The sequence below is a fragment of the Streptomyces sp. NPDC096176 genome (assembly GCF_044763255.1).
In the GTDB taxonomy this organism is placed as follows: domain Bacteria; phylum Actinomycetota; class Actinomycetes; order Streptomycetales; family Streptomycetaceae; genus Streptomyces.
On sequence record NZ_JBIWFV010000012.1, the window covers coordinates 168,104 to 194,508 of the forward strand.

The following is a 26,405-nucleotide window of genomic DNA, read 5'->3' on the forward strand; positions in this document are numbered from 1 at the left end:
GGTCCGGGTGGGCGATACTGGGTTCGAACCAGTGACCTCTTCGGTGTGAACGAAGCGCTCTCCCACTGAGCTAATCGCCCGGGCGCAGCGCAAACATTACCGCATGTCAGCTGGTCCTCAGGACCACTGTGGTGTCACTCGTCGATCTTCCACGGCATGGCGATCCCGAACTTCCACAGGTAGATGCCGACCAGCACCGCGATGATCACCAGACCGATCGTGGTGAGGATGATGTTCCGGCGTCGCACCTTCGGGTCGAGCGCCCTCTGGGCGGCCTCGGTGACCTTGCGCTTGGTCCAGCGCAGCACCAGCTGGGCCCAGACGAACTCCGTCGCCCAGATCGCCATGCCGCCGAAGATGACCACCCAGCCGGGTCCGGGCAACACCAGCATCGAGACACCGGCGCCGACGACGGCGAGGCCGACGACGAAGACACCGACCTGCCAGCTCACGTGCAGCGTCCTGGACCGCTTGATGAAGTGCGGCGCCCTCGAGCCGAGCGCCGGTTCCTCCTTCGCCCCTTCCGGGAGCGGCTCGGCCGCTCCGTCCGTCACGTCCCCCGTCGCGGGGCGGGCCGTCGTCGCCGCGACGGCCTCGTCCCGCTCGTCACTCTCCGCGTTCATGAATCCAAACCTACCGGATGGAACGCGATCACCAGAATGGCCGTATAACGCAAAGTAATACACCGCCGTACGAGCGACCTGAACGATCCCAAAACGGTCAGAGGGGTTTACAACGGCACCGTAGGTGGCATGTCGATTTCGCCGACGTGCGAATCCCCGAGCGCACACTGAGCGAAAGGCCCTGGCGCTTATGAACACCACGGTCAGCTGCGAGCTGCACCTGCGCCTCGTTGTATCGAGCGAGTCATCACTGCCTGTACCCGCGGGCCTGCGGTATGACACGGCCGATCCTTATGCCGTGCACGCCACCTTCCACACCGGAGCCGAGGAGACGGTCGAGTGGGTTTTCGCCCGCGATCTTCTTGCCGAGGGGCTGCACCGGCCCACCGGCACGGGCGACGTACGAGTCTGGCCGTCCCGCAGCCACGGTCAGGGCGTCGTCTGCATCGCGCTGAGCTCCCCGGAGGGCGAAGCCCTGCTCGAGGCCCCGGCGCGGGCCCTGGAGTCGTTCCTCAAGCGGACGGACGCCGCGGTGCCACCCGGCACCGAGCATCGACACTTCGATCTCGATACGGAGCTGTCGCACATTCTGGCCGAAAGCTGAGCCGAAGTCCGGCCGGCGGAAAACTGCCCGGCGCCGTCCGACTCGGGGAGACGGCGCCGCGCGGACAACCACATATGGCGATCACAGCGCCGTCGTCGCGGAATCCACCGCGGCGACGGCGCCGGTGCGCTCTCGACACGAACCGATAGAGTTCAGCGCAATTCGGCGGGCACCGGCCCGCATCCGGCCAGGGAGCGAATTCGTGCTGATCCCCCACGACACCCGTATCGCCCTCGACACCGTCGTCGATCTGGTGAACACCGCACCTGAGGGCGATCGGGACGACGGGCTGACGGACGTCGAGGCGCTGTACGGCTTCGTGCGGAGTCACGACGTCAGCGGTGTGGGGGATCTGACCCAGCGGGATCTCAAGGCGGTGCACGGCGTCCGGTCGCTGTTCGCGTCGGTGTTCGCGGCGCCCGACAGCAGGACCGCCGCCGAGGTGATCAACCGCCTGGTGGCCGCGGCGGGGACGACTCCGCAGCTCACGGACCACGACGGCTATGACTGGCATGTGCACTACTTCGCGCCGGGCGCGTCGGTCGCCGACCACCTGGCGGCGGACTGCGGGATGGCGCTGGCGTTCATCGTCGTTGCGGGTGAGCAGGAGCGGCTGCGGCGGTGCGAGGCGCCGGACTGCGGGCGCGCCTTCGTGGACCTGTCGCGCAATCGCTCCCGCCGCTACTGCGACAGCCGCACGTGCGGCAACCGCCTGCACGTCGCCGCCTACCGGGCGCGCCGCAAGGCCGCCGGCTGACCGGACCGGGACGCCTCACCGCGGCGTCACAGCCAGAAGAGGTCGTGCACGGCGGCCATCAGCAGCAGGACACCGATCACTCCGAGGAAGATCATCAGGGGCGGCTGGGAGAGCGCGAAGAGGCATCCGCGCGGCTCCTGGGTCGGTACGGGGGGCTGCCCCCGGGAGGTATCGAGCATCTCGGGGGTGATGATGACGCAGCCCGCACCCCGATGATCGACCAACACACCCACCGGGCAGGCTCGTTCATCACATCCCGTGGCACGGATCGGTGCGGGGCCGCCGGAGCGGGGGTCGGGTCAGATGCCGTGCTTCTTGAGGATCGCCTCGATGTCGCTGAAGTCGTCGTCCGTGCCGGATGCCTTCGGGCGAGTGGCCTTGGGGTCGGCGGCGGCCGGACCGGGCCGGCCGAGCGAGGGCCGGGACGCGGCGGGCTCGACCGCGTCGCGGCGGGCGGCAGCGGCGGCGGCCTTGCGCTCCTTGCGGCTTCCACCCGTACGTCGCTCAACGGCCCGTGTGGTCATGAACAGCAGCCACGCGCCGCCGAGGAGGCCGAAGCCGATCCAGGCGGTCGGGCTGAAGGCCGTGCCGACCACCCAGTCGACCGCGCCGGTCAGCACCAGGCCGAGCGGCACGAGGGAGTAGGCGGCGATACGCGCCGCCGGGAGAAAGCGCCTGCGGTAGGCCGTGATCGCGGCGATGCCCAGGCCCGCCGCGGACACCGCGGAACAAATGGTCTCGGCCAGCATCCGGTCCTCCAGGGCATAGCGCGGCATGAGCGGTGTGTCCCTTCCATCCTGCACCGCCCCACCCTGTCCGGGCCATGGTGCGACGCCCCACCCGGAACATCTGGGGGACATCTCCGGGGTGCTCTCCTCCCGAGGTCCCGGTTCCGGCGCGGGCGTCCGGGCTGGGAGACTGGCCGTATGAGCGACTCCACGACCGGCTCCCCCGTCGTCCTCGACGTCTGGTGCGAGCTCCAGTGCCCCGACTGCCGCAGCGCCCTGGAGGACCTGCGCGCCCTGCGCGCCCGCTACGGCGACCGGCTCGAGCTGAGGCTGCGGCACTTCCCCCTCGACAAGCACAAGCACGCCTTCGCCGCCGCGCAGGCCGCAGAGGAGGCCGCAGCGCAGAGCAAGGGCCGGCCGTACGTGGAAGCAGTCCTGGCGCGCACCGAGGAGCTGGCGGCGAAGGGCGAGCCGTTCCTGCTGGAGGTGGCCCGCGAACTGGGCCTGGACACCGAGGAGTTCGACACCGCGCTGATCGACGGGCGGCACATCCTGATCGTCGACGCCGACCAGGCGGAGGGCAAGGCCGTCGGCGTGACCGGCACGCCGACGTACGTCATCGACGGGCAGCGCCTCGACGGCGGCAAGAGCCAGGAGGGGCTGCGGGCCCGGATCGAGGAGATCGTGGACCGGCTGCTCGCCGGGCAGGAGTGAGCCGGGGCCGCCCTAGAGGAGCCGTTTGACGAAGTTGCGGTGGGTGGTGCGGTAGCCGAGGGACTCGTAGAGGGCGAGTGCGGGAGTGTTGCCCTCGAAGACGTGCAGGGCGATCCGCCGGTGTCCGGTCCCTGCCGCGATCCGCTCGGCGAGCAGCATCAGGGCACGTCCGTAGCCCCGGCCGCGGTGGTCCGGTGCGACCTCGACGTCGAAGACGTATCCACCCTCCTGGCCGGGGCGCACCTCGGTCTCCGAGACCCAGACATGACCGACCGCGGTGCCATCGGCGATCAGGTAGTGGATGTGGGTGCCGGGGGTCGCGTGGCCGTCCGGGAGGAGCTGCCTGTGGACCGCCTCGGAGCGGGCGAGGGCCTCCTCCTCGGGCACGCCGCGGGAGATCCAGTCCTGGGCGAACTGCCGCAGGGCGTGCGATCGCCAGCGGTCGAACTCCTCCTCCCCCATGGGCCGGCTCTCGACCCCGTCGGGCAGCGTCGGTGGAGGCCCCAGGGGCTCCTTGAGCATGTTGCGGCCCCGCTCGGTGTAGCCGAGCGCGGCGGCCATGCGCAGTGCGGGGGCCGCGTCGGCCGGGATGGAGGCACGCACCTCGGTGCAGTTCCAGCCGCGCAGCACCTCTTCGGCCGCGAGGGCGGCGACGGTGCCGCGGCCCCGTCTGCGGTCCGCGTCGTCGATGCGCAGCGACCGCACCTGGCCGACCGGGCGGCCCGCGCCGGGGTCCGTTGCGAGTTCGACCACGCCGACGGGCCTGCCGTTGACGCAGACGTCGTAGGTGCGTGCGGTGGCGCCGGTGTCGTCGCGCTGAATCGGCCCGGTGGGCCGCAGGGTTGTGGTCATCGAGGAGTTTCTACCTGCCCCGCGGCTGTCCGACACCAGGTTTTTCGACGGCCCCGGGGCTCACAGGGACTTGGGGTCGCGGTCCGCCGCCGCGCGCTCCTCGAAGACGCGCATGGCCTTCGTCGTCACGGGGCCCGGCGTCCCGGGGACGTCACGGCCGTCGACGCGCCGCACCGCCTGGACGTCGCGGAGCGTGGAGGTCAGAAAGATCTCCTCCGCGCTGTGGAGTACGTCCATGGGCAGGTCCGTCTCCTTGGCGCCCGTCCACTCGACGGTCAGCGCGCGGGTGATGCCGGCGAGGCACCCGGAGGAGACCGGCGGGGTGTGCAGTTCGCCGTCCAGGACGACGAAGACGTTGGAGCCGGTGCCTTCGCAGAGCTGCCCGACCGTGTTGGCGAACAGGGCTTCGGAGGCGCCCTGGTCGTGCGCCTTCGCGAGCGCCACCACGTTCTCCGCGTACGACGTGGTCTTCAGCCCGGTCAGCGCACCGCGTTCGTTACGGGTCCAAGGGACTGTGATCACCGCGGTGGTGTCGGGGCGTCGGACGCTCTCGCCCACGGCGACGACCAGCGTCGGGCCGTCGGTGCCGCGGTCGGAGCCCAGGGGCGAGAGCCCGCCGGTGTAGGTGATGCGCAGCCTGCCGAGCGGCATCGGGTTGGCGTCCAGTACGGCGGTGCAGGCGTGCCGCACCTCGTCGAGGTCGGGCTCGGTGAGCCCGAGGCCTTTGGCGGAGCGGGCCAGCCGTTCCAGGTGGCGGGTGAGGGCGAAGGGCCGACCGTCCACCGCCTTCACGGTCTCGAAGATGCCGTCGCCCACGGTCATTCCGTGGTCGAGCACGGAGACCCGGGCGTTCTCCAGGTCCGTGAGCGCGCCGTTGACCCAAACCTTCATGGCGACCTTCATCGAGTTGTCCTTCCACTTGCCGCGTACGCGCCCGACGCTACCGCCAGCAGCCGGGATGCCTTGAGTTCCGTCTCGGCCCACTCGCGTTCCGGGTCGGAGCCCCAGGTGATTCCGGCGCCGGTGCCGAAGCGCAGGGTGCTGTCCGTGCGGTCGATCCAGAAGGTGCGTATGCCGACCGCGAGCTCCGCCGTGCCCTGGTCGGCGTCGACCCAGCCGATGCCGCCGCAGTACGGACCGCGTGGCGCGGTCTCGAGAGCCTTGATGATGTTCAGTGCGCTGGACTTGGGTGCACCCGTGACGGATCCCGGCGGGAAGGTGGCCTCGAGCAGCTCGCGCCATCCCGCTCCCTGCGCAAGGGTGCCGCGCACGGTGGAGACGAGGTGCACCAGTCCGGGATGGGGCTCGATCGCGCAGAGGGCGGGGACGGTGACGCTGCCGGTGGAGCAGACGCGACCCAGATCGTTGCGGACGAGGTCCACGATCATGACGTTCTCCGCGTGGTCCTTCTCCAGCAGATCGTCGGCCGTACGGCCCGTCCCCTTGATCGGCCCCGACTCGACGGTGTCCGCCTCGCGACGCAGATACAGCTCGGGCGAGGCCGTGGCGATCTCCACACCGTGCGCGGGCAGCCGGATCGTTCCTGCGTACGGCGCCGGGTTGCCCCGCGCCAGCAGGGCGGTCAGCTCGTCGACGTCCGCCGTGGCCGGGTCCGGCAGCGGTGCGGACAGGACTCGGCAGAGATTGGCCTGGTAGACCTCGCCCGCCGCGATGTGCTCGCGGATACGCCGCACGCCGGCGACGTAGCCGGCGCGGTCCAGCGAGCTCGTCCACCCCTCCACGGCGGGCCCCTGCCACCGGCCGGGGACGGGCTCGGGGACCGGCGCGCTCCGGACGTCCCCGAAGCGGGCACAGGTCAGCCGGCCCTCGAAGTCTGCCGCGACGGCCCAGAACCCGGTGGAGTCGAGGGCTGCGGGGTCGCTGGTGACATCCCGGAGGTCGGTGGCGACGAGGGAGCCGAAGCGGGCCAGAGGAGCAAGGTCATGCACGTTGTTGAGTCTATGACCGGCGAGGATGCGGTGCGGATGAGCGTCCGGCGGGCCGCCGGTGCCTCGCGGGTGAACCGCAGGTGGGCCGCCGCCCGGCCGCCGTGGAGCGAACACACGTCGGCAAGCTGCACAAACGCGTTTTTGTACTGGCCCGGGAATCCGCTAGAGTTCAACTCGTCGCCGGGACGCGCAAGCGGATCGGACCCGACAAGCGGACGTGGCTCAGTTGGTAGAGCATCACCTTGCCAAGGTGAGGGTCGCGAGTTCGAATCTCGTCGTCCGCTCGAGAAGGGGGATCTTCCCGAACCCCTGCACTCCGGGTGGAGTGGCCGAGAGGCGAGGCAACGGCCTGCAAAGCCGTCTACACGGGTTCAAATCCCGTCTCCACCTCCAAGGACGATTAGCTCAGCGGGAGAGCGCTTCCCTGACACGGAAGAGGTCACTGGTTCAATCCCAGTATCGTCCACTGGATCCGCGAGGATCCGAGCGCGATTAGCTCAGCGGGAGAGCGCTTCCCTGACACGGAAGAGGTCACTGGTTCAATCCCAGTATCGCGCACGCAGTACGCTGTAGGCAGTAACCCGTTACACGTGGCAGGTCACCCTGCGCGATTAGCTCAGCGGGAGAGCGCTTCCCTGACACGGAAGAGGTCACTGGTTCAATCCCAGTATCGCGCACCGCCCGAAGCCCCCGGTCGTCTTCACGGCCGGGGGCTTCGTCGTTCACCCGCCGTTCGCGAACTCACGGCGGAGAACTCACGACGCGACTCACGAAGAGAAGAGCATCCGCCCGAAGCTGCGCTGACGGTAGTGGCCGTGGTGGCCGCCGTGGTGACCGCCATGCTGCGGTGCGCCCCACGCCGGCGCGGCAGGAGCGGGCGCGGCCGGGTAGCCCTGGGCCGGCGGCGCGGGCGGCGCCTGCTGGGTCCACTGGGACTCGAGACGGGTCAGGGACTCAAGCTCCCCGTAGTCGAGAAATATGCCCCGACAGCCGCTGCACTGCTCGATCTGAACGCCGTTGCGGTTGTACGTGTGCATCGCTGCATGACACTTGGGACACTGCATCGTCGGCTCAGCTCCTCGCCGTTCGGTCGACATCGCCGGAATGCATGCCCGGCGACGAGAGTTTCACCCTACGACGGAGCGATGGCTTCCAACTCGGGTGGCAGTGTCCCGATTCGGGTACAGGCGTCGATCACCTCCTGCTCCACCTCGTCCGGTTGACGCTGCTCCGCCGCAGCCCTGGCCAGAGCGAGTGCGGCGGTCTGAACGGTCAGCGCCCGTGCCGGAACGTCCAGTTGAGGCCAGGGGTCTCCGGCGGCCGGGACCGCCGGGCCTTGTGCGGCGGTGTACGCCCCGAGGAAGCGCTGCCAGACCTCCGGCGGCAGGAGCCCCGCCGCGAACCAGGCCGCCGGGCGGGCGAGGTCCCAGGCGGGATCGCCGAGACCGAGGTCGTCGACGTCGATCAGCAGCCAGCGGCCGTCCGGTGCGGGGTGGCGTACGAGCTGACCCAGATGCAGGTCGCCGTGGCACACGGCGCCACGGCGCGGGGACGGCACCTCGCCGCGTGCCCAGGCGGGCAACCGCGCCCAGGCACGCCGGACGTCGGGCGCGGCCGGGTGGTCCCCGGCGGCCGCCTCCATGCGGTCCATCGCGGCGGCGGCCTTCGCCGGGCCGCGATGGACCGGGAGCGGGCCGGGGAGCTGCGCCGGCTCGATGCGATGCAGACGGGCCAGCAGGGCTGCGGCGGCCTCCCAGGGGGCGGCGTCCGGGTCCGCCGGGTCGACGGGGGTGCCGTAGGGCCACGCTGTGACAGGCCGGTCCTGCGGCGCGGCGACCCTCCCGCGCGGGAGCGGGAGGGGCGGCAGCAGGATCTCGGCGAAGGCGGGGTGGGCGGCCAGGGCGAGGCGGGCGCGGTGGGCGTCGCGGTCGGTGTCGGGGGCGTGGGCCTTGGCGACGGCGGTGCCGTGTCGGACGACGATGCCGTCGGGGCGGTCGGCGAGCGTCTCGCCGGAGTAGGAGCCGGGGGTGCCGGGAGCTTCGTCGGTGTCCTCGCGGGTGCCGCAGGCTCGGCAGGTGGCGCGGGGGTTGGCGAGGTGGGCGGCGTCGCGGGCGACGTCGGCCAGGGCGCGTACGACGGGTCCGGTCACCGCTGGAGCGTATCCCGGGGTCCGCAATGCGCGATGGCCGGTCAGCTCCCCAGCTGACCGGCCAAACGCTGCCGTCCGCCGCACCCCCGTCCCCACGGGGCTGTTGGCCGGATGTCCCCGACCCGGACCGCTCTTCCGGGCCCGGGGCGCCTTTCAGCGCCCCAGCATCACGCCCACGGACGACGCCTGTGTGACCACCGCATCCCAGCCGCCGAAGACGACCACGAGCAGTGCCGCGAGGGGAAGGACCATGGCTGTCGCCACCAGCGGGTGCCGGGTGCCGGACGGGCGGGCGCCGAACGCGGCGGATGCCCTGCGTCCCTGCGTGCGGATCATCGTCCGCGTTGCCGTGTCCGCCATGGTCCTTCTCCTGTCGTGGTTGGCAGCGGCGGGTGTCTGACCTCGGGGGACGAGTGCTGCACCCGCCGCTTGACACCAACATTAAGGAAGCGGAGGGGCCCGGGCGTCATGCCCTCGTACCGATTGGCGGGCCTCCCGGAGGATGAGCCGTCACCCTCCGGTGTACTCCCCAGGGTGGAGACGCCGCTTCGGGAGTTGGGGTCTTCCCCGAGGGGCGCGCTCAGTCGGTGGCGTCCTCGCGCGGGACCGGCTGCTCCACCAGGGCCAGTACGCGATTGGCCATGAACCGGGCCGTGCGGACGGCGGTCCCGGTGCGAGTGACTTCGCTCACTTCGACCACCCCTCTGCGGACCGCCGTCTCCACCCTGCGGCCCGCCCGGCTTGCCACCACTTCGTATGTACGGGTCGTGTCCCCCGCGTCCACGACTATCTCCACGCGGTCACCCTTCATCGATCCAATCCCCCTTCTGCGACGAGGCGTTGAGATCTCGCACGGATCGGCGAAGGCAAATCCGGCCTTCGCTGACCACCCCTCAAGTGTCCCACCGGGCACTGACAATCGATCGGCTCACGAGGGCGCGGCCTATGAGCGCACCGGCACGGCGGTACGTAAGCTGTGCCACGTCAAAAGCGGACGACCGGGCAGCGGGGTGGGGGCTCCCCCACCGTAGGTAGGGGACGGACATGGCGATGATGCGGCTCCGGCGCGAGGACCCGCGTGTCGTCGGCTCGTTCAGGCTGCACCGGCGGCTCGGCGCGGGCGGAATGGGCGTCGTGTACCTGGGGTCGGACCGGCGGGGCCAGCGGGTCGCGCTCAAGGTGATCCGGCCGGACCTGGCGGAGGATCAGGAGTTCCGCTCGCGGTTCGCGCGCGAGGTGTCCGCCGCGCGGCGGATCCGCGGCGGCTGCACGGCCCGGCTGGTGGCCGCGGACCTGGAGGCCGACCGGCCGTGGTTCGCCACCCAGTACGTCCCCGGCCCCTCGCTGCACGACAAGGTGGCGGAGGAGGGCCCGCTGCGGGCGGCCGACGTGGCCGCGATCGGCGCGGCGCTGTCGGAGGGTCTTGTCGCGGTCCACGAGGCCGGTGTGGTGCACCGCGACCTGAAGCCGTCGAACATTCTGCTGTCGCCCAAGGGGCCCCGGATCATCGACTTCGGCATCGCCTGGGCGACGGGCGCGAGCACGCTGACCCATGTGGGGACGGCCGTGGGGTCGCCCGGGTTCCTGGCTCCCGAGCAGGTACGCGGTGCCGTGGTCACGCCGGCCACGGACGTCTTCGCGCTGGGTGCCACGCTGGCCTACGCGGCGATGGCCGACTCGCCGTTCGGGCACGGCAGTTCCGAGGTGATGCTCTACCGGGTGGTGCACGAGGAGCCCCAGCTGCAGGGGGTGCACGATGCGCTGGCCCCGCTGGTCTCCGCCTGCCTGGCGAAGGATCCGGAGGAGCGTCCCAGCACCCTGCAACTGTCCATGCGGCTCAAGGAGATCGCGGCCAGGGAGGCTCAGGGGCTGCACGACGCGCGGCCGCCGGCACAGCGGGAGCGGGTGGAGCTGGGCCGTGCCACCGCGCGCTACCCGGAGCACATGGAGCGTACCGAGCGCATGGAGCGGCGTACGGGTGGCTCGACGAGGCCACAGGCGCCCTCCCGTACCGGCGGCGGGTCCCGGCCTCAGCAGCCGCGCAACACGGGCCGTACGAACGGCCGGCAGGGCGGCACCCGGTCGGGCGCGAGGACGACGTCGACCGGGCGGCGGCCCGCGAATCCGCGGCTGCTGCGTCAGCGGATCACGGTCTTCTTCGTGGTGACGCTGATCGTGGCGCTGGGCATCGCGGCGGCCCAGAAGCTGTAGCCGCCGTCAGCTGCGGCTGCTAACGGGGGCGGCCCGTCGCGACCGCGTAGAAGGCGACCGCGGCCGCGGCGCCCACGTTGAGCGAATCGACGCCGTGTGCCATGGGGATACGGACCCACTCGTCGGCGGCCATCAGTGCCTTGGTGGACAGGCCGTCGCCCTCCGCACCGACCATGAGCGCTACGCGCTCCAGGCTGTGCGGCGCCGCCTCTTCGATCGAGGTGGCCTTCTCGTCGGGGGTGAGGGCGAGCAGCCTGAAGCCCGCCTCGCGGACCGTTTCGAGGCTCTTCGGCCAAGTGTCGAGGCGCGCGTACGGAACGGAGAAGACGGCGCCCATGGAGACCTTGACGGAGCGTCGGTACAGCGGGTCCGCGCAGTCCGGTGAGAGCAGCACGGCGTCCATGCCGAGGGCTGCCGCGCTGCGGAAGATGGCGCCGATGTTGGTGTGGTCGTTGACCGACTCCATGACCACCACCCGGCGGGCGGTGGTCAGGAGTTCGGCCGCCGCCGGGAGGGGCTTGCGCTGCATGGACGCGAGGGCGCCCCGGTGCACGTGGTAGCCGGTGACGCGTTCCGCGAGGGCGGGATCGACCGCGTACACGGGGGCCGGGACCTCGTCGACGACGTCGCGCATGACGTCGACCCACTTGGCTGAGAGCAGCATCGACCGCATCTTGTAGCCGGCCTGCCGGGCGCGGCGGATGACCTTCTCGCCCTCGGCGATGAACAGGCCTTCCGCCGGTTCGCGGCGGCGGCGCAGCTCCACGTCGGTCAGGCCCGTGTAGTCGCGCAGACGGGGGTCGTCGGGATCCTCGATGGTGATGAGATCGGCCACAGGGTGATACTGCCTTCTTGGATGTGCGGTGCCAACGGTTCCCACAGAATGCGGTTACCGGTGGTTACTTGCGCCGGGGGCCACTTCTGCCGGTGGTTGTCCGTGCCGGGGGTCACTTGTGCGGGCCGACGGCGACGACGTCGCCGATGACGATGACGGCCGGGGGCCGTACGTCCTGCGCCTTGACGGTCTCCGCGACCGTGGCGAGCGTGGCGTCCACCCTCCGCTGGGCGGCGGTCGTGCCCTCCTGGACGAGGGCGAGCGGGGTGTCGGGCGCCTTGCCGTGGGTGATGAGGGCCTGCGCGATGGCGCCGATCTTGTCGACACCCATGAGGATCACCAGCGTGCCCCGCAGGCGGGCGAGGGACTTCCAGTCGACGAGCGAGCGCGGGTCGTCGGGGGCGACATGGCCGCTGACGACGGTGAACTCGTGCGCGACGCCGCGGTGGGTCACCGGGATGCCGGCGGCGGAGGGGACCGAGATGGAGCTGGAGATGCCGGGCACGACGGTGCAGGCGATGCCGGCCTCCGCGAGGGCTTGGGCCTCCTCCATGCCGCGGCCGAAGACATACGGGTCACCGCCCTTGAGACGCACGACGGCCTTGCCTGCCTTGGCGTGCTCGATGAGGGCGTTGTTGATGGCCTCCTGGGCCATGAACCGGCCGTACGGAATCTTCGCGGCGTCGATCACCTCGACGTGCGGCGGGAGTTCGTCGAGCAGGTCGCGCGGCCCGAGGCGGTCGGCGATGACGACGTCGGCCTCCGCGAGCAGCCGGCGGCCGCGGACGGTGATCAGGTCCGGGTCGCCGGGGCCGCCGCCGACGAGGGCGACGAACGGGGCGCGGCTGCGGTGGTGCGGCGCGGCGAGGGTGCCGTCGCGCAGTCCCTCGACGATCGCGTCGCGCACGGCGGCGGAACGGCGCGGGTCACGGCCGGTGAGGACGGCGACGGTCACACCGTCGCTGCGTCCTGTGGCCGGGGTCCAGGCGGTGGCGGCTTCCGCGTCGTCGCTGCGGACGCACCAGGTCTTGGTCCGCTCGGCCTCCGCGGACGCGCGGGCGTTGGCGTCGGCGTCGCTGGTGGCGACGAGGGCGTACCAGGCGTCGGCGATGTCGCCGTCCTCGTAGCGGCGGCGGGCCCAAGTGATCTCGCCGGACTCCGCCATGGCCTCGACGGAGGGGGTGGCGGACGGGGAGATCAGGGTGACGTCGGCGCCGGCCGCGACCAGGGCCGGCAGCCTGCGCTGGGCGACCTGCCCGCCGCCGATGACGACGACGCGCCGCCCGGCGAGACGGAGACCGACGGGGTAGGCGGGTTGCTCGGCGTGCGGGACGTGCTCGGCCATGGCGGTGCGGCTCCTCGGGCGGGGCAGGGCGGTGAGTGAGGCCGCTGCGACGCTGAAGCGGCTGGTGGGGACGGGTGAGGGGTCCTGGCCACCACGATACGGCCCCGCGCGGGGGAGCCTCCGGGGCCGTTGCGGAACAGTTGCTTCCGGGACCAGTTCACCGCGCACCCGGGACGGAGCGGACCAGGTGCGCGGTGCGGAGACGGCCTACTTCTCTGTGACGCCGGCCGAGTCGAACGTCGCCACCTCGTGCATGGCGCGAGCGGCACTCTGTACCACCGGCAGCGCCAGCAGGGCACCCGTGCCCTCGCCGAGACGGAGGTCGAGGTCGACCAGCGGACGCAGGCCCAGCTTGTTCAGCGCGGCCACATGGCCGGGCTCCGCGCTGCGGTGACCGGCGATGCACGCGGCCAGCGCCTCGGGGGCGATGGCGCGGGCGACGAGGGCCGCCGCGCCCGTGCTGACGCCGTCGAGGACGACCGGTGTCCGCAGTGATGCGCCGCCGAGGATGAGACCGACCAGCGCGCAGTGCTCCAGGCCGCCGACCGCCGACAGCACCCCGATCGGGTCCGCCGGGTCGGGCCGATGGAGTTCGAGGCCGCGGCGGACGACGTCGACCTTGCGGGCGTGCATCTCGTCGTTGATGCCGGTGCCGCGACCGGTGATCTCGGACGGGTCGGCGCCCGTGTAGACGGAGATGAGCGCTGCGGACGTGGTGGTGTTCGCGATGCCCATCTCGCCGGTGAGCAGCGCCTTGTTGCCGGCGGCCACCAGGTCACGGGCGGTCTCGATACCGACCTCGATCGCCGAGAGCACCTCCTCACGGCTGAGGGCCGGTCCGGTGGTGAAGTCGGCGGTGCCGGCACGCACCTTGCGCGGCAGCAGGCCGGGGGTGGCCGGCAGATCGGAGGCCACGCCGACGTCGATGACGCAGACCTCGGCGCCGACCTGGTTGGCGAAGGCGTTGCAGACCGCCCCGCCGCCGAGGAAATTGGCGACCATCTGACCGGTGACCTCCTGGGGCCAGGCGGTGACCCCCTGGGCGTGCACGCCGTGGTCGCCGGCGAAGATCGCGACGGCCGCGGGCTCCGGGATCGGCGGCGGGCACATCCTGGAGAGGCCGGAGAGCTGTGCGGAGATGATCTCCAGCATCCCCAGCGCGCCGGAGGGCTTGGTCATCCGCTTCTGGCGTTCCCACGCCTCGCCGAGCGCCTTGGCGTCCAGCGGGCGGATGTTGGTGACGGTCTCCTGCAGGAGGTCGTGCGGCTCCTCGCCGGGCAGCGCGCGGCGTCCGTACGTCTCCTCGTGGACGACCCAGGACAGCGGTCGGCGCTTGGACCAGCCCGCCTGCATCAGCTCGGGCTCCTCGGGGAACTCGTCGACGTAGCCGACGCAGAGGTAGGCGACGACCTCGAGGTGCTCGGGCAGGCCGAGCGTACGGACCATCTCGCGCTCGTCGAAGAAGGAGACCCAGCCGACGCCGAGCCCTTCCGCGCGGGCGGCGAGCCAGAGGTTCTCGACGGCGAGCGCCGAGGAGTAGGGGGCCATCTGCGGCTGGGTGTGCCGGCCGAGGGTGTGGCGGCCGCCGCGGGTGGGGTCGGCCGTCACGACGATGTTCACCGGGGTGTCGAGGATGGCCTCGATCTTCAGTTCCTTGAACTGCTTCGCCCGGCCCTTGGGCAGCGACTTGGCGTACGCCTCGCGCTGGCGCTGGGCGAGTTCGTGCATCGTGCGGCGGGTTTCCGCGGAGCGGATGACGACGAAGTCCCAGGGCTGGGAGTGGCCGACGCTCGGCGCGGTGTGCGCCGCTTCGAGGACCCGCAGGAGGACCTCGTGCGGGATGGGGTCGCTGCGGAAACCGTTGCGGATGTCACGGCGTTCGCGCATGACGCGCAGGACTGCTTCGCGTTCGGCGTCGTCGTAGCCGGGCGCGGGGGCCGTGGCGCTCTCGGCCGGCGGCGGGGCCGGAGCCTCGCCCGCGGGCTCGCCGACGTCCGCGACGGGAGACACGACGGCGTCCTCGCCCGGAGCGGGCTCGCCGGCCTCGGGGGCGGGGGCCGCGTCCGCAGGGGTCACGTCCGCGGGGGCCGCGTCCGCAGCGGCCGCGTCGGGGCCAGCCTCGGGAGCCGTGTCGGCTTCCGCAGCGGCCTCGGCGGGGGCGGGCTCCGCGACGGCCTCGGGTGCGGGCTCCTGCTCGGGGGCAGGGTCCGGCTGGGCTACGGGCTCGGTGACGGGGGCGGCTTGCGCGGCCGGGACGGGCGCGGCTTCCGGCTCGGGCTCCGCTTCTGGAGCCGGCTCGGGCTCCGCTTCTGGAGCCGGCGCGGACGGCGCGGCGTTCCCCGCCTCGGCGGCCGAAGTCTCGGCCTGCGGGGCCTGGAGAGGGGCGACTTCGACCGGGACGGGCTCGGCCACGGCGTCGGCGAGGGGCTCGCTCTGCGGGACTTCCGCGGCCACAGGAAGCGCGTGCTCGGACGCGGCCTCGGGTGCGGGGGCCGGCTCCTGTGCCGCCGCGAGCTGCTGCGACTCGAAGCCGCCCGTGCGCGGAGCGGGCACGGTTGCCTCCGCCGGGACGGGCGCCTGCTCCAACGTGGCCTCGGCGGCGGGCTGTTCGTCCGTCGGCTCTGCCGCCGGTTCGGCCGACGCCTGCGGGACGACCGTTTCTTCGGCAGCCACGGGCACAGCCGCGGGCGCGTGGTTCTGTGGCGGCTGGGGATCCCAGGGGGCGCCGGCCTGCGGAGGGATCTCCCCCAGCTGCGGGCCGGGCAGCTCGGCGGCGGGCTCCTCGCGCGGTACGTCGAGGTATTCCACGCCCGTGTGGGCGGGCTGCGCCGGGGTGGTGCGGACGACCATCGGGTGCGGCGGCGTTCCTGCCGGTCCTCGGTCGGCGAGCGAGCGGACCACGCCGCTGGTGGTGTCGGGCACAGGCGGTCCCATGTGGAGCGGGCGACGCGCGGGAGGCGGCGTCGGCATGGCGGAGGTGGCGGCCGCGGGCATCCTTACGGCGCCGAGGTCGACCGAGCCGGAGTCACGGCCGCCCGCCTCGTGGGCGCCGGTCTCGTGGACCGCCGTCTGCGTGGCGGCGACCGCCTCGTGCTGGGGCATGCCCTGCGCCTGCACCGCTGCGGCGGCCGCCTCGGCCGAGGCCTCGGTTTCGACGGAGGACTCGGCAGGCGCCTCGGCCGCGGCGGGGGCCTGCGCCTGCACGGCAACGGCGGCCGAGTCGTCCGGCGCCACGCCCGGGATCACCGACATCGTCCCCTGCACCTGCACCAACGGCTCCTGCGCGGCGACTTCCTGCGCCGGAACCTGGAACTGCTGGGAGTCCTGGGGCAGGGCTTGGACGTCCTGGAACTGCTGGGAGTCCTCGGGCGGGGCTTGGACGTGGAAGGCGGACTCCTGGGCTGCCGGCGTGACCTCGACGAACTCGGGAGCCGCCACCGCGTCCGGCGCCGAGCCCGGTGCGAACGCGTCGGCCGGGGCGGGCGACCCCGCCCCCTGCTCGACTCCGTGCACAGCCGGGGCGGCCTGGTAGTCGTGTGCCTGGTACGCGGCGGAGCCGTAGTCGGTCCGGTATTCGCCGCTCTGGTGCAGCGCCGCGTCCTGGGGCGCCATCGGCTGAACGCCCGCGGGCGCCGCCGCGTACTGATCGGTGGCGGGCGCCGCCTGCATGTGCCCGGCCGGAGCCATGGCAGCGTGCTGGGGGTCGCTCCACGCGCCCTGTGCACCAGGCATCAGCAGGAGGTCGTCCTCTTCCGGGCTGCTCGCGGAGGGTTCGAGGTAGGTGTACGCGCCGGGAGCGGGGACGCCCGGCTGCTCCACCATGCCTGCGTTCTCCGGCAGCCCCTCGCCCGGGATCTGGCCGGTGTCAGTCATGCGCGTACCTCTCGCCCATCGGTTGCTCCTTCGCCCATCGCCCGGGACGTCCGACAGCGGCACACCTGACGCCCGTCAACAAGAACGAGCGTGTGCGCCGCGCGGCACGATTGACCCACGGACCCAGACATTGTCGCGGTCGTTCGCCACCGCGGCAGCAAGATCCGCCGCGGTCCACTGTGGGCTGCGCCACGTCGCGCGACCCCCCGGTATCGGCGTACCACATTTGGGAACCAAAGTGGCTCTCTTTTCCGGACATTGACGAACGAAGCGACGAACACCCGGCTGCGGTACAACGATCGGCCAGCCTACCCCGGGCCGTCCGCGACGGGGGGCCGGGGGCGCGGATCGGGCTGCCGTCCGCAGAGCAGGAAGACGACCGATCGCTCCCGCTCCGACCAGTCGGAGGTGTCCATTTCGACGGACTGGAGCAGGGCGCATTCGACGGCGTATCCGCCGGAGGCGAGCGCCGCGCCGATGGCCTCCGCCTCGTCACGCGTGGAGGCATGGGCGACGATGCGCTCCGGCCGCCGGTCCGCCACGGCGGTGACGACCGGCACTCCCCCGCCGCCGATGCGCACGACGTCGGGTTCGGGCAGTCGTTCGAGAACGTGCGGCGCCCGCCCCTGCACCACGTGGAGTTGGACGCCGACCCGGCGGGCCGATGCCTCGGTGCGGCGGCAGGCGTCGGGGTCGGCGTCGACGGCGATCACTGCGGCGCCGAAACGCGCTGCCTCCGCGGCGAGTGCGCCACTGCCGCTGCCGATGTCCCAGAGGAGGTCGCCGACGCGGGGTCCCAGCCTGGCGAGTTGGGCCGCCCGCAGTCCGGCGTACTCGCCCTCGCCCGTGGCCGTCTCTGCGGGTTCGCCCGGGGCCGTCTCGGCGTGCGGCAGCGCCCAGCCGCGCAGGGCCGGGGGGTAGCCCGGGTCCCGGCCGGCGATCCAGCCGCCGGCGCCGGTGTGCGCGGCGGCACTGCCGGTGCCGCCGATGACGATGACGACATTGGGGTCGCGCCACATGTGGTCGGCGACCTTGTCGGAGGTGAGGACGGTGACCTGTTCCCGGTCGGTGCCCAGTTCCTCGCAGATCACAAAGGTGCGGTGGATGCCGTCGAGCAGCAGTGCGAGTTCGGCGGGCCCGGCGCCCGGGGAGGTCAGCACCGCGACCTTGGTGTGCGCCCGGCACACATTGACCGCCCGGCGCAGCGTACGGCTGTGTGCGACGACGATCTGGGCGTCGTCCCAGGGCATGCCCGCTCTGGCGAAGGCGGCGGCCACGGAGGAGACGGCGGGGACGACCTCGACCTCGAGGCCGTACTCGGGTGCCCGCAGCGTGCGTACGACGCCGAAGAAGCCGGGGTCCCCGTCGGCGAGGACGACGGCGCTGCCGCGGTGTCCGGCGATCCTGCGGGCGGCGAGGTCCACGCTGCCGAGCCGGATGCGTTCGGCGGTCGGCGGAACTTCAGGCAGTGCCAGGTGGTGGGCGGCGCCGGCCACCAGGGTGGCGGCCGACAGCGCGGACCTGGCCGCCTGGGTGAGCGGCGAACCGTCCCAGCCGATCACCGTGACCCGGTCGGCCATCGTCGTCAGTCTCCTGGAGGTTGTCGCAGGTCGGAGCAGTTCCGCGGGTACGCGTCGCAGGGTGAGAGTACCTGGCGGCCCCGGCCGCGGGCCCTGGGGAGGCTTCTCACCACGCCCGGGGGATCAGTTCCAGTCGGTGAAGGAGGTGTAGCCCGCCTCGGCCATGCGGTCGGCCTCCAGGTCCTCGGGCAGCAGGCTCCACACGATGAGGTCGGTGCGTATGTCCGCCCAGGTGCCGTCCGGTATCTGGGTGCGCACTATCCAGGCGTTGCGCAGGACGCCTTCGCTGATGCAGCCGATCTTCTGCGCCACCTGCTGAGAGGCGGTGTTGTCCGCGGCGGTGCGCAGTTCCATGCGCTCGAACTTCTGGTTGCGGAAGAGCCACTGGGCCACGGCGAGGACGGACTCCGTCGCGTATCCCTCGCCGCGCGCCCAGGGGGCCGTGACGTAGGAGACCTCGGTGGACAGCGTGCGCCAGTTGGTGTTCTGCAGGTGGACGGCGCCGACGAGCCGCTGGGTGAGGAACTCGGTGACGGCGAGGACGATGCCGTGGCCCTCCGTCCGTATCGCAGGAGCGATCCTGCGCACCCATTCCTCGGAGTCCGCGGCCGTGTACGGGTGCGGCACGGAGGTCCACGCGGTGACCATCTCGTCGTTCATCATCTCGGTGTGAGCCGCGGCGTCGGCGTCCTCGTAGGGGCGCAGTACCAACCGCTCCGTACTGATGGACACGTCCGGGAAGGCGGTAGTCATGCGCAGCTCCATGCCGAAGACTGTCGATAAATGGTCAAAGCCGTTGGATCGTCGTAGCCGTAAAGGCACAGCATGCAACATCGGGTGCGGGCCGCGCATGGCCGGGTGGGGTACGACGCGGCCCCGCGCACCTTGGTCGGTGCGCGGGGCCTTAGTCAAGTAGGGCCGCATGAGCCTTACTTGGCGGCGCCGAAGGCGGGCACGACGGAGCCGGTGTACTTGTCCTCGATGAACTTCTTCACCTCGGGCGAGTTGAGAAGCTCGGCGAGCTTCTGCACACGGCTGTCGCCCTCGTTGCCTTCCTTGACGGCGAGGAAGTTGGCGTACGGGTTGCCTTCGGCCTTCTCCAGCACCAGCGAGTCCGTGGCGGGCTTGAGGTCGGCTTCGATGGCGTAGTTGCCGTTGATGACGGCGGCGTCGACGTCGTTCAGGGCACGGGGCAGCGTGGCGGCCTCCAGTTCCTTGAACTTCAGGCCCTTCGCGTCGGCGATGTCGGAGAGCTTCGCGTCGGTGCCCACACCGTCCTTGAGGGCGATCAGGCCGTTGTCGGCGAGCAGGTGGAGTGCGCGGCCCTCGTTGGTGGTGTCGTTGGGGACGGCGACGGTCTGGCCGGCCTTGATGTCCTTGATGTCGTCGGCCTTCTTGGAGTAGAGGCCGAGCGGCTCGAGGTGGACGTTGACGACCGGGACGATGGTCGTCTTGTTCTTCTTGTTGAAGTCGTCCAGGTACGGCTTGTGCTGGAAGAAGTTGGCGTCGACCTGGCCCTGCTGGGTGGCGGTGTTCGGCAGGACGTAGTCCGTGAACTCCTTGACCTCCAGCTTGAGGCCCGCCTTGGCCGCCAGGTTGTCCTTGACGTGGTTCAGGATGTCGGCGTGCGGCGTCGGGGACGCCGCGACGACGAGCGCCTTGGACTCGTCGGCCTTGGCGCCGGAGTCGGCCTGGGCGCCCGGGTCGGAGGCCGTGCCGCAGGCGGTGAGGCCGAGGGCGAGGGCGGCGGTGGCGGCGGTGGCGGCGGCAGCCGCGGTGAGCTTGATGTTCTTACGCACGAAAAGTGCCTCTTTCTGGTGGTGGAACGTCGCCCGGACAAGGAGTGCGGGCTGTGTGGGGAGAGAAGTCGGGGGTCAGCTCGCGGTGCGTCCGCGGCGGGCGAGGAGCCGGACGACGCCGTCGCCGACGAGCTGCACGATCGTCACGATGGCGATCAGGATCACGACCGTGATGAGCATGAACTGCGTCTCGAAGCGCTGGAATCCGTAGGTGACGGCCTTGGACCCGAGGCCTTCGCCGCCGACCGCGCCGGCCATCGCCGAGTAGCCGACGAGGACGATCACGGTGGTGGTGACGGCGGCGACCAGCGAGGGCAGGGCCTGCGGCAGCAGCACCTTGCGCACGATGGTGGGGATCGAGCCGCCCATGGACTGGACCGCTTCGACCAGACCGTGGTCGACCTCGCGGATGGCGGTCTCCACGAGCCGCGCGAAGAAGGGGATGGCGCCGACGGCGAGCGGCACGATCATCGCGGTGGGGCCGATGAAGGTGCCGACGACGAGGGTGGTGAACGGGATCAGCGCGATCAGCAGGATGATGAACGGCAGCGAGCGGCCGATGTTCACGATGACGCCGACGACCTTGTTCACCGGGGTGTTCTGCAGCAGTCCCCCCTTGTCGGTGAGGACGAGGAGCACACCGAGCGGCAGTCCGCCCGCGACGGTGACAAGGGTGGACCACAGCACCATGTACAGGGTGTCGAGCGTTCCCTGGCTCAGCAGGGGCTCCATCTCGGACCAGGTCACTTCGCGACCTCCTTGACCAGCTCGGGGGCACTCTGCGCGGGAATGAAGGCCGACTGATCGCCGGGACCGACGATGTCGACCTGAAGGCCCTGCTCGCGCAGGAAGCCGACCGGGACGACGTTCTCCTCGTAACGGCCGGGCAGTTCGATGCGCATCCGGCCGATCTGCTTGCCTCCGACGGTGTCCATCGCGGCGCCGAGGATCGAGATGTCGATGTTGTACGTGCGCGAGAGCTGGGAGATCACGGGCTGGGTGGCGGCCTCGCCGTGGAAGGTGACGTCGATGACCGTGCAGTCGGGGCCGGAGGCCTCACCGCCCACCGGGAACAGCTCCTGGGCAAGCTCTGAGCCGGGGGTCGCGAGCAGTTCGCTCACCGTTCCGGATTCGATGATCCTTCCCTTCCTCATCAGGGCGGCCGAGTCACAGATCGTCTTGACAACGTCCATCTCGTGGGTGATCAGCAGCACCGTGAGTCCGAGCTGCCGGTTCAGGTCACGCAGCAGCTGGAGGATCGAGCGCGTGGTCTCGGGATCGAGGGCGCTGGTTGCCTCGTCGGACAGCAGCACCTTCGGGTCGCCGGCGAGTGCGCGGGCGATGCCGACGCGCTGCTTCTGGCCGCCGGAGAGCTGGCCGGGGTAGGCCTTGGCCTTGTCGGCCAGGCCCACCAGGTCGAGGAGTTCCAGCGCCTTGCGGGAGCGCTGGGCACCGGACACGCCGAGGATCTCGAGGGGGAGCTCGATGTTGTCCTTCACGGTGCGTGACGACAGCAGGTTGAAGTGCTGGAAGACCATGCCGATGCGGCTGCGTGCCTCGCGAAGTTCCTTGGAGGCGCGCCGGCCGCGGCCGGCGAGGCCGGTGAGGTCCGTTCCGGCGACAGTCACGGTGCCGGACGTCGGGCGCTCGAGGAGGTTGACACAGCGGATCAGAGAGGACTTGCCGGCGCCGCTCTGGCCGATGACTCCGAAGACCTCGCCTTCACGGACGTGCAGGTCGACGCCGTCCAGAGCGGTGACCTCGCGGCCGCCTCGCGACTGGTAGACCTTGGTAAGGCCCGTAGTGGTGATCACAGGGGGTTTCCGTCACTGTCGAGTGCACGGCGCGGTGTCCGCCGGGCACGGGGCATTCGGTTCCGATGCGGCACGGCTGGTTCGGCTGGTGGCCGGGGCAACACGTGCGCGGGCAGGCTCGGTCCGGGTGCGTTCCTGGTTCTTCCGGGGACGATCGGACGCGACGCGGCTGTCGGTCTCGCTTCGGGGCGCGAGGCTCAGGCAGGGGCCCTCAGATGGCGCACATTCGACACATACAACGAGCACCGGGCGTCGTGATCGCCTCGGTCGCAAGGGTGCGGCTGCTCGTCGTGGTCATGGGTGCAAGTAAAACAGCAGGCCGACGATCGGATCGGCCATGTCCGTATAGCGGACGCCTTCTGTGCGCTATACGGACACCTCACTCCCCGGCGGTGATCTCGACGCCTGCGGCGGTGACCTGCACGGACACGGCGGAGAGATCGGGCACGACCACATCGGCGGCAAGCTCATCGAGCCCGTGTGTTGTGGTCAATGCCACGGTGCGCATGCCCGCGGCCCGTCCGGCGGCGAGGCCCGCGGGAGCGTCCTCGAAGACCACGCAGCGCGCGGGGTCGACGCCGAGGCGGCGTGCGGCAAGCAGGAACGGCTCCGGGTCGGGCTTGCCTCGGGTGATGTCGTCGGCGGCGATCATCATCTTGGGCAGCACGCCGACCTCCGCGAGCCGGGCCTCGGCGAGCCGCCGGGTGGCGGAGGTGACCACGGCCCACCGCTCCGGGGGCAGCTGCGCGAGCAGAGCGAGCGTTCCGGGCAGTGCCACCACTCCCCCGGCCACGTCCTCGACCTCGAGGTGCTCGATGCGCGCCACCGCCTCGGGGAGGACATGCGCGGGCAGCAGGTCGGCGGCTATCTCGGCGGCCGGTCGGCCGTGCAGCTCGACGCGGGCGAAGTCCTCCGCCGTGATGCCGTATTCACCGGCCCACCGGGTCCAGCAGCGGTTCACCGACTCCATGGAGGAGATGAGGGTTCCGTCGTTGTCGAACAGCAGGGCTTCGGCGTGGAGCTTCATGCACCGACCATAGGTGGGCGGTCGTGCTCCGGTTGCGCCGGGGCCGCGCGCATAGCGCCCTTTGGCCCGTAATACCCTCGAGCCCATGCTTGACGCCCTGACGGTCGCGGTCTCCGTGACCGCGCTCGCCCTCGCCGCGTGGTGCGGCTTCGCTGCTTACCGCGATCAGCCCACCAAGGACTGGCACTTCATCGGCATGGCCGTGGTGAGCGTGCTGGCGCTCGCGCAGCTGGTCGTCGGGATCGTGCAGCTCGGGCGGGGCGAGGAGGCCGACGAGGGCACCACGATCTTCCTGTCGTATCTGATCGGCTCCGCCCTGGCGGTGCCCGCGGCCGGATTCCTTTCGCTGGCCGAGCGGACCCGCTGGGGCTCGGCGACGGTCGCGGCGGGCGCGGTGGTGCTCGCGGTGCTCGAAGTGCGCCTCCACGACATCTGGGGAGGCTGACGATGGCCGAGCCCGCCACGCAGGACATCACGCGGCAGAAGACGCAGAGCAAGCGGACGAAGCTGGTCTCCGGACCCGGTCTGCTGCTGGTCTGGCTCTACGGCGTGATGTCCGTCGGCGCCGTGTCCCGGTCCGTCTACCAGATCCTCACCGACTTCGGCAGCGCCCCTCTCGCGCATGTGCTGTCGGCCGTCGCCGCCGTGGTGTACGCCTTCATCACCTACACACTGGTGCGGGGCGGCGAGACCGCCCGCAAGGCGGCGCTGGTGTGCTGCGCCGCCGAGCTGGCGGGCGTCCTGATCGTGGGGACGTGGACGGTACTGGACCCCTCCGCGTTCCCCGACTCGACGGTGTGGTCCGAGTACGGCATGGGCTACGTCTTCATCCCGGTGCTGCTGCCGGTCACCGGGATGCTCTGGTTGCGGCGCTCGCGGGTCTCCTGACCCCCCGGATCTCTTCAGGGCGTCAGGCGCTGGCCACATACGCGCGGGCGGACGACTCCTTCTCCAGGGTGACCAGGGTCAGGCGCGGTCCCACCTGTTCGCGAGAGACCGGGACATAACCGCGGCTGCGGTACAGCCGCAGGTTGCTCTCGCTGCGGTGGCCGGTGAAAAGCTGGAACCGCTTGGCCGCCGGGTCTGTGGCGAAACGCTGTTCGATCGCGTCGAGCAGCCGGCCGCCGAGGCCGTGGCGCTGCATCCGGGGGTGGACGATCAGCTTGGCGATGCGGGCCGTCCCCGTGTCGTCCACCCGGGCGCGCACGGAGGCGACGACCTCGTCACCGAGCTTGGCGACGAGGGCGGGGCCCTGGGCGATCTCGGCACGGAGGTCCGCGAGCGACTGCGTCAGGGGCTCGATGCCATAGTCGCCGTAGAGCTCGGCCTCGGTCTGATAGCACAGATACTGCAGCTTGAGGATGTGCTCCGCGTCGGTCTCCGCCGCCGCCGAGATGGTCACGCTCATGCCCATGTGCGCACGCCTCCCGCTCACCTGTCACCGCCGGTTGTCTACCGCTCCTTTCCCCGATGTTCAGGAGCTGCAACCTCTGCAGCGAGCATTCTGCGCAGACATCCCAGGCAACGAGAACGAAGCGGCCCCAGACTTCCTTGTGAGATACCCAACGTCCCTGCGATTTCCCGGTAGGTGGGATCGTGGGGCGACAACATCGCAGCCAGCAGGCGGGGGCAGTTCCCCGGAGTGCGGGCCACGGCGGCCCGCAGCACACGACGGCGCTCGCTCCGGAGCGCGGCACGCTCGGGCCCGCCCGCCGGGTCGGTGGAGGGCTCGTGACGGTACGGAAGTTCGCGCGCGGCCTTCCTGCGTGCGCGGCGCGCCTCCGCGCGTACGGCAGCCCGGACCCAGCGCGCGGCGTCGGGCGGCGGCCCGTCGGCGCCGAGCTGCTCAAGGAGCCTTACCCATACGGCCTGTTCCAGGTCGCCGGCCTCCATAGAGGCGCCCGGTGCTTCAGCCGTCGCCTCGGCGCTCACCAGGTCCCTGAGCGCGCCGACGACATGGACGGGGGTCGGTGTTTCGTCGAGAACGGTCATGCCGGGCGGGACGGCCGAGGAACGGGCGACGGTTGCCCCGCGGGAGTGCCATCACCCGTACGGGGTGGGGCCGGGACGCGGCTGTCCGGGGATCACGGGCGACGCCGCGTCAACCGCGTGTGGCGACAGCGGTTGACGCGGCGTCGGTCCGGTGGGGCCGGTTGCCCGTTCGGGTTCAGGCGGTGAAGTCGGCTGCTGCCAGCAGACCCGTGTCCGGGTTGTCGGTGAAGATGCCGTCGACACCTGTCGCGAAGTACGCCGCGTATGCGCCGAAAACGTCGCCGTAGGCATTCGGGTCCGTGCCGCGCCGGAAGTCGGCGGGGAGAAACGTGTTCTCGTTGCGCATGGTGTAGGGGTGCAGGATCAGACCCTCGGCGTGGGCGTCACGTACCAGCGTCGTCGGTGTCGTCAGACGGCCGTTCGCGTCCTTCGGGATGACAAGGTCCAGCGTCGGGCCGAGCCCCTGGGCGAACGAGGCGATCCACTTCAAGCCCTCGGGCTCGACCAGATCCGCGACGGTGCGCGGGTCATTGGCCTCCACGAAGTCCCAGGGGCGGGAGCTCGCACCCGACAGCAGGACGACACGCGGCGACGACACCAACCGGGCCATGCGCTGCATACTGCTCGGCTCGAACGACTGCACGAAGACCGGCGAGTTGCTGCGGTGCCGCCCGTACCGGCGGAGCAGCTTCGCCAGCGGCTCCTCGAGACCGAGGCCGAGCCCGCGGAAGTAGCTGGGATGCTTGGTCTCGACGTGCAGCCACACCGGGTTCCCGCGCCGACGGCCCTCCCGCTCGGCCCAGCGCAGCACCTCCTCGAACGTGGGCACGGTCCAGCGGCCGTCGTAGAGGGTGTTCTCCTGGCGGGTGCCGGGGATCCGCTCCTTGGCGCGCAGGGTTTTCAGTTCGGCGAGCGTGAAGTCCTCGGTGAACCACCCGTTCAGGCTGACGCCGTCGACCGACTTCGTGGTCCTGCGCGAAGCGAACTCCGGGTGCGCGGCAACGTCCGTCGTACCGGTGATGTCGTTCTCATGACGGCATACGAGATGTCCGTCCTTCGTCGGCACCAGGTCCTGCTCGATGACGTGCGCGCCCATGTCGAGGGCGAGCTGGTACGAGCCGATGGTGTGCTCGGGGCGGTAGCCGCTGGCGCCGCGGTGGGCGATCACGGTGGGCACGGGCAGGTCCCTGCCGGGCGGGCGGCCGCTTCCCCCGCGTTCACCCGCCTGCGCCGGCCCGCCGCCGACACCGACGCCGAGCGCGGCGGTGGTGAGGACCGCGGCTCCCAGCACACTCCGACGCGCCGGACTGCTGCTCGCACCTTGTGTCATGAAACGTTCCTCCATGTGATGTCCCGCACTGTCAAGCGACGCCCGATGGTAGGCAGTTGGGCCTTCCCGACGGCAGACGCTGCACGAACACGGCGGAAACACACGTCAACACTGCGTATCAGCTCCATGCACCCGATGTGCGATCCGGGGTGACCCGCGAGTATCGTCCTCACCTGCAAAGACTTCACCGGCCGTATCCGCCCGCCCCATGACACCGGAGGAC

Annotated in this window: 28 protein-coding genes and 6 tRNA genes; 11 read left to right on the forward strand and 23 right to left on the reverse strand. The window is 71.2% G+C overall.

Annotated features, from left to right (window positions below; genetic code table 11):
• Positions 1–8 precede the first annotated feature (8 nt).
• Positions 9–80: transfer RNA gene (locus tag ACIQ7Q_RS28600), tRNA-Val, on the reverse strand.
• A 54-nt stretch (positions 81–134) separates the two neighbouring features.
• A complete protein-coding gene (locus ACIQ7Q_RS28605) occupies positions 135–623 on the reverse strand; it encodes a TIGR02611 family protein (RefSeq protein ID WP_403868130.1) in 489 nt (162 codons plus the stop codon).
• Between the two features lie 190 nt (positions 624–813).
• Here ACIQ7Q_RS28605 and ACIQ7Q_RS28610 point away from each other — a divergent pair, with 190 nt between their 5' ends.
• Together ACIQ7Q_RS28610 and ACIQ7Q_RS28615 are read left to right on the forward strand one after the other, a co-directional pair.
• Positions 814–1,227 (forward strand): SsgA family sporulation/cell division regulator, encoded by a 414-nt coding sequence (locus tag ACIQ7Q_RS28610; protein ID WP_003959770.1) that lies wholly within the window; start codon positions 814–816, stop codon positions 1,225–1,227.
• A 202-nt stretch (positions 1,228–1,429) separates the two neighbouring features.
• Positions 1,430–1,984, forward strand: a complete 555-nt coding sequence (locus ACIQ7Q_RS28615) for a CGNR zinc finger domain-containing protein (RefSeq protein ID WP_403868133.1) — start codon at positions 1,430–1,432, stop codon at positions 1,982–1,984.
• Positions 1,985–2,010: 26 nt separating this feature from the next.
• Here the strand turns inward: ACIQ7Q_RS28615 and ACIQ7Q_RS28620 are convergent, their stop codons facing one another.
• Positions 2,011–2,163, reverse strand: a complete 153-nt coding sequence (locus ACIQ7Q_RS28620) for a hypothetical protein (protein WP_356621226.1) — start codon at positions 2,161–2,163, stop codon at positions 2,011–2,013.
• A 120-nt stretch (positions 2,164–2,283) separates the two neighbouring features.
• Complete coding sequence (locus ACIQ7Q_RS28625) at positions 2,284–2,733, reverse strand: hypothetical protein (protein ID WP_403868330.1); 450 nt, start codon at positions 2,731–2,733, stop codon at positions 2,284–2,286.
• A 177-nt stretch (positions 2,734–2,910) separates the two neighbouring features.
• Between ACIQ7Q_RS28625 and ACIQ7Q_RS28630 the strand changes: the two genes are divergently transcribed.
• The gene (locus ACIQ7Q_RS28630; RefSeq protein ID WP_403868137.1) at positions 2,911–3,426 is read left to right on the forward strand and encodes a DsbA family protein; all 516 of its coding nucleotides are present in this window, start codon (positions 2,911–2,913) and stop codon (positions 3,424–3,426) included.
• Positions 3,427–3,438: 12 nt separating this feature from the next.
• On the opposite strand, the gene ACIQ7Q_RS28635 is transcribed toward ACIQ7Q_RS28630, so the two are convergent.
• From ACIQ7Q_RS28635 to ACIQ7Q_RS28645, 3 genes are read right to left on the reverse strand one after another with little or no spacing between them, the layout of a single operon-like run.
• Positions 3,439–4,278: a GNAT family N-acetyltransferase gene (locus tag ACIQ7Q_RS28635; RefSeq protein ID WP_403868140.1), complete on the reverse strand. Its 840-nt coding sequence runs from the start codon at positions 4,276–4,278 to the stop codon at positions 3,439–3,441.
• Positions 4,279–4,338: 60 nt separating this feature from the next.
• The gene (locus tag ACIQ7Q_RS28640) at positions 4,339–5,169 is read right to left on the reverse strand and encodes an aminotransferase class IV (RefSeq protein ID WP_403868332.1); all 831 of its coding nucleotides are present in this window, start codon (positions 5,167–5,169) and stop codon (positions 4,339–4,341) included.
• An 8-nt stretch (positions 5,170–5,177) separates the two neighbouring features.
• Entirely contained in the window at positions 5,178–6,227 is a 1,050-nt protein-coding gene (locus tag ACIQ7Q_RS28645; RefSeq protein ID WP_403868143.1) for a chorismate-binding protein, read from the reverse strand.
• A 211-nt stretch (positions 6,228–6,438) separates the two neighbouring features.
• Here ACIQ7Q_RS28645 and ACIQ7Q_RS28650 point away from each other — a divergent pair.
• From ACIQ7Q_RS28650 to ACIQ7Q_RS28670, 5 genes are all read left to right on the forward strand, one after another.
• Positions 6,439–6,511: transfer RNA gene (locus ACIQ7Q_RS28650), tRNA-Gly, on the forward strand.
• A 35-nt stretch (positions 6,512–6,546) separates the two neighbouring features.
• Positions 6,547–6,620 (forward strand) — tRNA-Cys (locus ACIQ7Q_RS28655).
• A gap of 1 nt (position 6,621) precedes the next feature.
• A tRNA-Val gene (locus tag ACIQ7Q_RS28660) sits at positions 6,622–6,693 on the forward strand.
• A gap of 20 nt (positions 6,694–6,713) precedes the next feature.
• Positions 6,714–6,785: transfer RNA gene (locus ACIQ7Q_RS28665), tRNA-Val, on the forward strand.
• A 47-nt stretch (positions 6,786–6,832) separates the two neighbouring features.
• Positions 6,833–6,904 (forward strand) — tRNA-Val (locus ACIQ7Q_RS28670).
• Between the two features lie 90 nt (positions 6,905–6,994).
• Here ACIQ7Q_RS28670 and ACIQ7Q_RS28675 read toward each other — a convergent pair.
• The 4 genes from ACIQ7Q_RS28675 to ACIQ7Q_RS28690 all read right to left on the reverse strand — a co-directional run bounded on the left by ACIQ7Q_RS28675 (position 6,995) and on the right by ACIQ7Q_RS28690 (position 9,187).
• Positions 6,995–7,291, reverse strand: a complete 297-nt coding sequence (locus ACIQ7Q_RS28675; RefSeq protein WP_403868146.1) for a zf-TFIIB domain-containing protein — start codon at positions 7,289–7,291, stop codon at positions 6,995–6,997.
• Between the two features lie 68 nt (positions 7,292–7,359).
• The gene (locus ACIQ7Q_RS28680; protein WP_403868149.1) at positions 7,360–8,376 is read right to left on the reverse strand and encodes a phosphotransferase family protein; all 1,017 of its coding nucleotides are present in this window, start codon (positions 8,374–8,376) and stop codon (positions 7,360–7,362) included.
• A 153-nt stretch (positions 8,377–8,529) separates the two neighbouring features.
• A complete protein-coding gene (locus ACIQ7Q_RS28685) occupies positions 8,530–8,736 on the reverse strand; it encodes a hypothetical protein (RefSeq protein ID WP_403868152.1) in 207 nt (68 codons plus the stop codon).
• Positions 8,737–8,956: 220 nt separating this feature from the next.
• Positions 8,957–9,187, reverse strand: coding sequence for a hypothetical protein (locus tag ACIQ7Q_RS28690; protein WP_356632654.1), 231 nt, complete (start codon positions 9,185–9,187; stop codon positions 8,957–8,959).
• 233 nt (positions 9,188–9,420) lie between these two features.
• On the opposite strand from ACIQ7Q_RS28690, the gene ACIQ7Q_RS28695 reads away from it, so the two are divergent.
• Positions 9,421–10,587: a serine/threonine-protein kinase gene (locus ACIQ7Q_RS28695; RefSeq protein WP_403868155.1), complete on the forward strand. Its 1,167-nt coding sequence runs from the start codon at positions 9,421–9,423 to the stop codon at positions 10,585–10,587.
• A 19-nt stretch (positions 10,588–10,606) separates the two neighbouring features.
• Here the strand turns inward: ACIQ7Q_RS28695 and ACIQ7Q_RS28700 are convergent, their stop codons facing one another.
• The 9 genes from ACIQ7Q_RS28700 to ACIQ7Q_RS28740 form a co-directional block, all read right to left on the reverse strand.
• Complete coding sequence (locus ACIQ7Q_RS28700) at positions 10,607–11,422, reverse strand: TrmH family RNA methyltransferase (RefSeq protein WP_403868158.1); 816 nt, start codon at positions 11,420–11,422, stop codon at positions 10,607–10,609.
• 112 nt (positions 11,423–11,534) lie between these two features.
• Entirely contained in the window at positions 11,535–12,767 is a 1,233-nt protein-coding gene (cobA, locus tag ACIQ7Q_RS28705; RefSeq protein WP_403868161.1) for a uroporphyrinogen-III C-methyltransferase, read from the reverse strand.
• 207 nt (positions 12,768–12,974) lie between these two features.
• The gene (gene cobT / locus ACIQ7Q_RS28710) at positions 12,975–16,640 is read right to left on the reverse strand and encodes a nicotinate-nucleotide--dimethylbenzimidazole phosphoribosyltransferase (protein WP_403868164.1); all 3,666 of its coding nucleotides are present in this window, start codon (positions 16,638–16,640) and stop codon (positions 12,975–12,977) included.
• A gap of 308 nt (positions 16,641–16,948) precedes the next feature.
• On the reverse strand, positions 16,949–18,220 hold the full coding sequence (gene cbiE / locus ACIQ7Q_RS28715) for a precorrin-6y C5,15-methyltransferase (decarboxylating) subunit CbiE (protein WP_403868167.1): 1,272 nt from the start codon (positions 18,218–18,220) through the stop codon (positions 16,949–16,951).
• A gap of 123 nt (positions 18,221–18,343) precedes the next feature.
• Positions 18,344–18,985 (reverse strand): GNAT family N-acetyltransferase, encoded by a 642-nt coding sequence (locus ACIQ7Q_RS28720; RefSeq protein WP_403868170.1) that lies wholly within the window; start codon positions 18,983–18,985, stop codon positions 18,344–18,346.
• Between the two features lie 164 nt (positions 18,986–19,149).
• Complete coding sequence (locus ACIQ7Q_RS28725) at positions 19,150–20,019, reverse strand: MetQ/NlpA family ABC transporter substrate-binding protein (protein WP_403868173.1); 870 nt, start codon at positions 20,017–20,019, stop codon at positions 19,150–19,152.
• Positions 20,020–20,094: 75 nt separating this feature from the next.
• Positions 20,095–20,766, reverse strand: a complete 672-nt coding sequence (locus tag ACIQ7Q_RS28730) for a methionine ABC transporter permease (protein ID WP_403868176.1) — start codon at positions 20,764–20,766, stop codon at positions 20,095–20,097.
• Positions 20,763–21,833 (reverse strand): methionine ABC transporter ATP-binding protein, encoded by a 1,071-nt coding sequence (locus ACIQ7Q_RS28735; RefSeq protein ID WP_403868179.1) that lies wholly within the window; start codon positions 21,831–21,833, stop codon positions 20,763–20,765. The genes ACIQ7Q_RS28730 and ACIQ7Q_RS28735 overlap by 4 nt, the downstream gene beginning before the upstream one ends.
• Positions 21,834–22,212: 379 nt before the next feature.
• The gene (locus tag ACIQ7Q_RS28740; protein WP_403868182.1) at positions 22,213–22,860 is read right to left on the reverse strand and encodes an HAD-IA family hydrolase; all 648 of its coding nucleotides are present in this window, start codon (positions 22,858–22,860) and stop codon (positions 22,213–22,215) included.
• A gap of 85 nt (positions 22,861–22,945) precedes the next feature.
• Here ACIQ7Q_RS28740 and ACIQ7Q_RS28745 point away from each other — a divergent pair, with 85 nt between their 5' ends.
• Together ACIQ7Q_RS28745 and ACIQ7Q_RS28750 are read left to right on the forward strand one after the other, a co-directional pair.
• On the forward strand, positions 22,946–23,305 hold the full coding sequence (locus tag ACIQ7Q_RS28745) for a hypothetical protein (RefSeq protein WP_403868185.1): 360 nt from the start codon (positions 22,946–22,948) through the stop codon (positions 23,303–23,305).
• A 2-nt stretch (positions 23,306–23,307) separates the two neighbouring features.
• Positions 23,308–23,748 carry a hypothetical protein gene (locus tag ACIQ7Q_RS28750; protein WP_403868188.1) on the forward strand — a complete coding sequence of 147 codons (441 nt, stop codon included), beginning with the start codon at positions 23,308–23,310 and terminating at the stop codon, positions 23,746–23,748.
• Positions 23,749–23,770: 22 nt separating this feature from the next.
• Here ACIQ7Q_RS28750 and ACIQ7Q_RS28755 read toward each other — a convergent pair whose 3' ends face one another.
• The 3 genes from ACIQ7Q_RS28755 to ACIQ7Q_RS28765 form a co-directional block, all read right to left on the reverse strand.
• A complete protein-coding gene (locus ACIQ7Q_RS28755; protein WP_403868190.1) occupies positions 23,771–24,274 on the reverse strand; it encodes a GNAT family N-acetyltransferase in 504 nt (167 codons plus the stop codon).
• A gap of 38 nt (positions 24,275–24,312) precedes the next feature.
• Positions 24,313–24,852 carry a sigma-70 family RNA polymerase sigma factor gene (locus ACIQ7Q_RS28760; protein ID WP_403868192.1) on the reverse strand — a complete coding sequence of 180 codons (540 nt, stop codon included), beginning with the start codon at positions 24,850–24,852 and terminating at the stop codon, positions 24,313–24,315.
• Between the two features lie 175 nt (positions 24,853–25,027).
• Positions 25,028–26,182, reverse strand: a complete 1,155-nt coding sequence (locus ACIQ7Q_RS28765) for a glycerophosphodiester phosphodiesterase (RefSeq protein ID WP_403868194.1) — start codon at positions 26,180–26,182, stop codon at positions 25,028–25,030.
• Positions 26,183–26,405 lie beyond the last annotated feature (223 nt).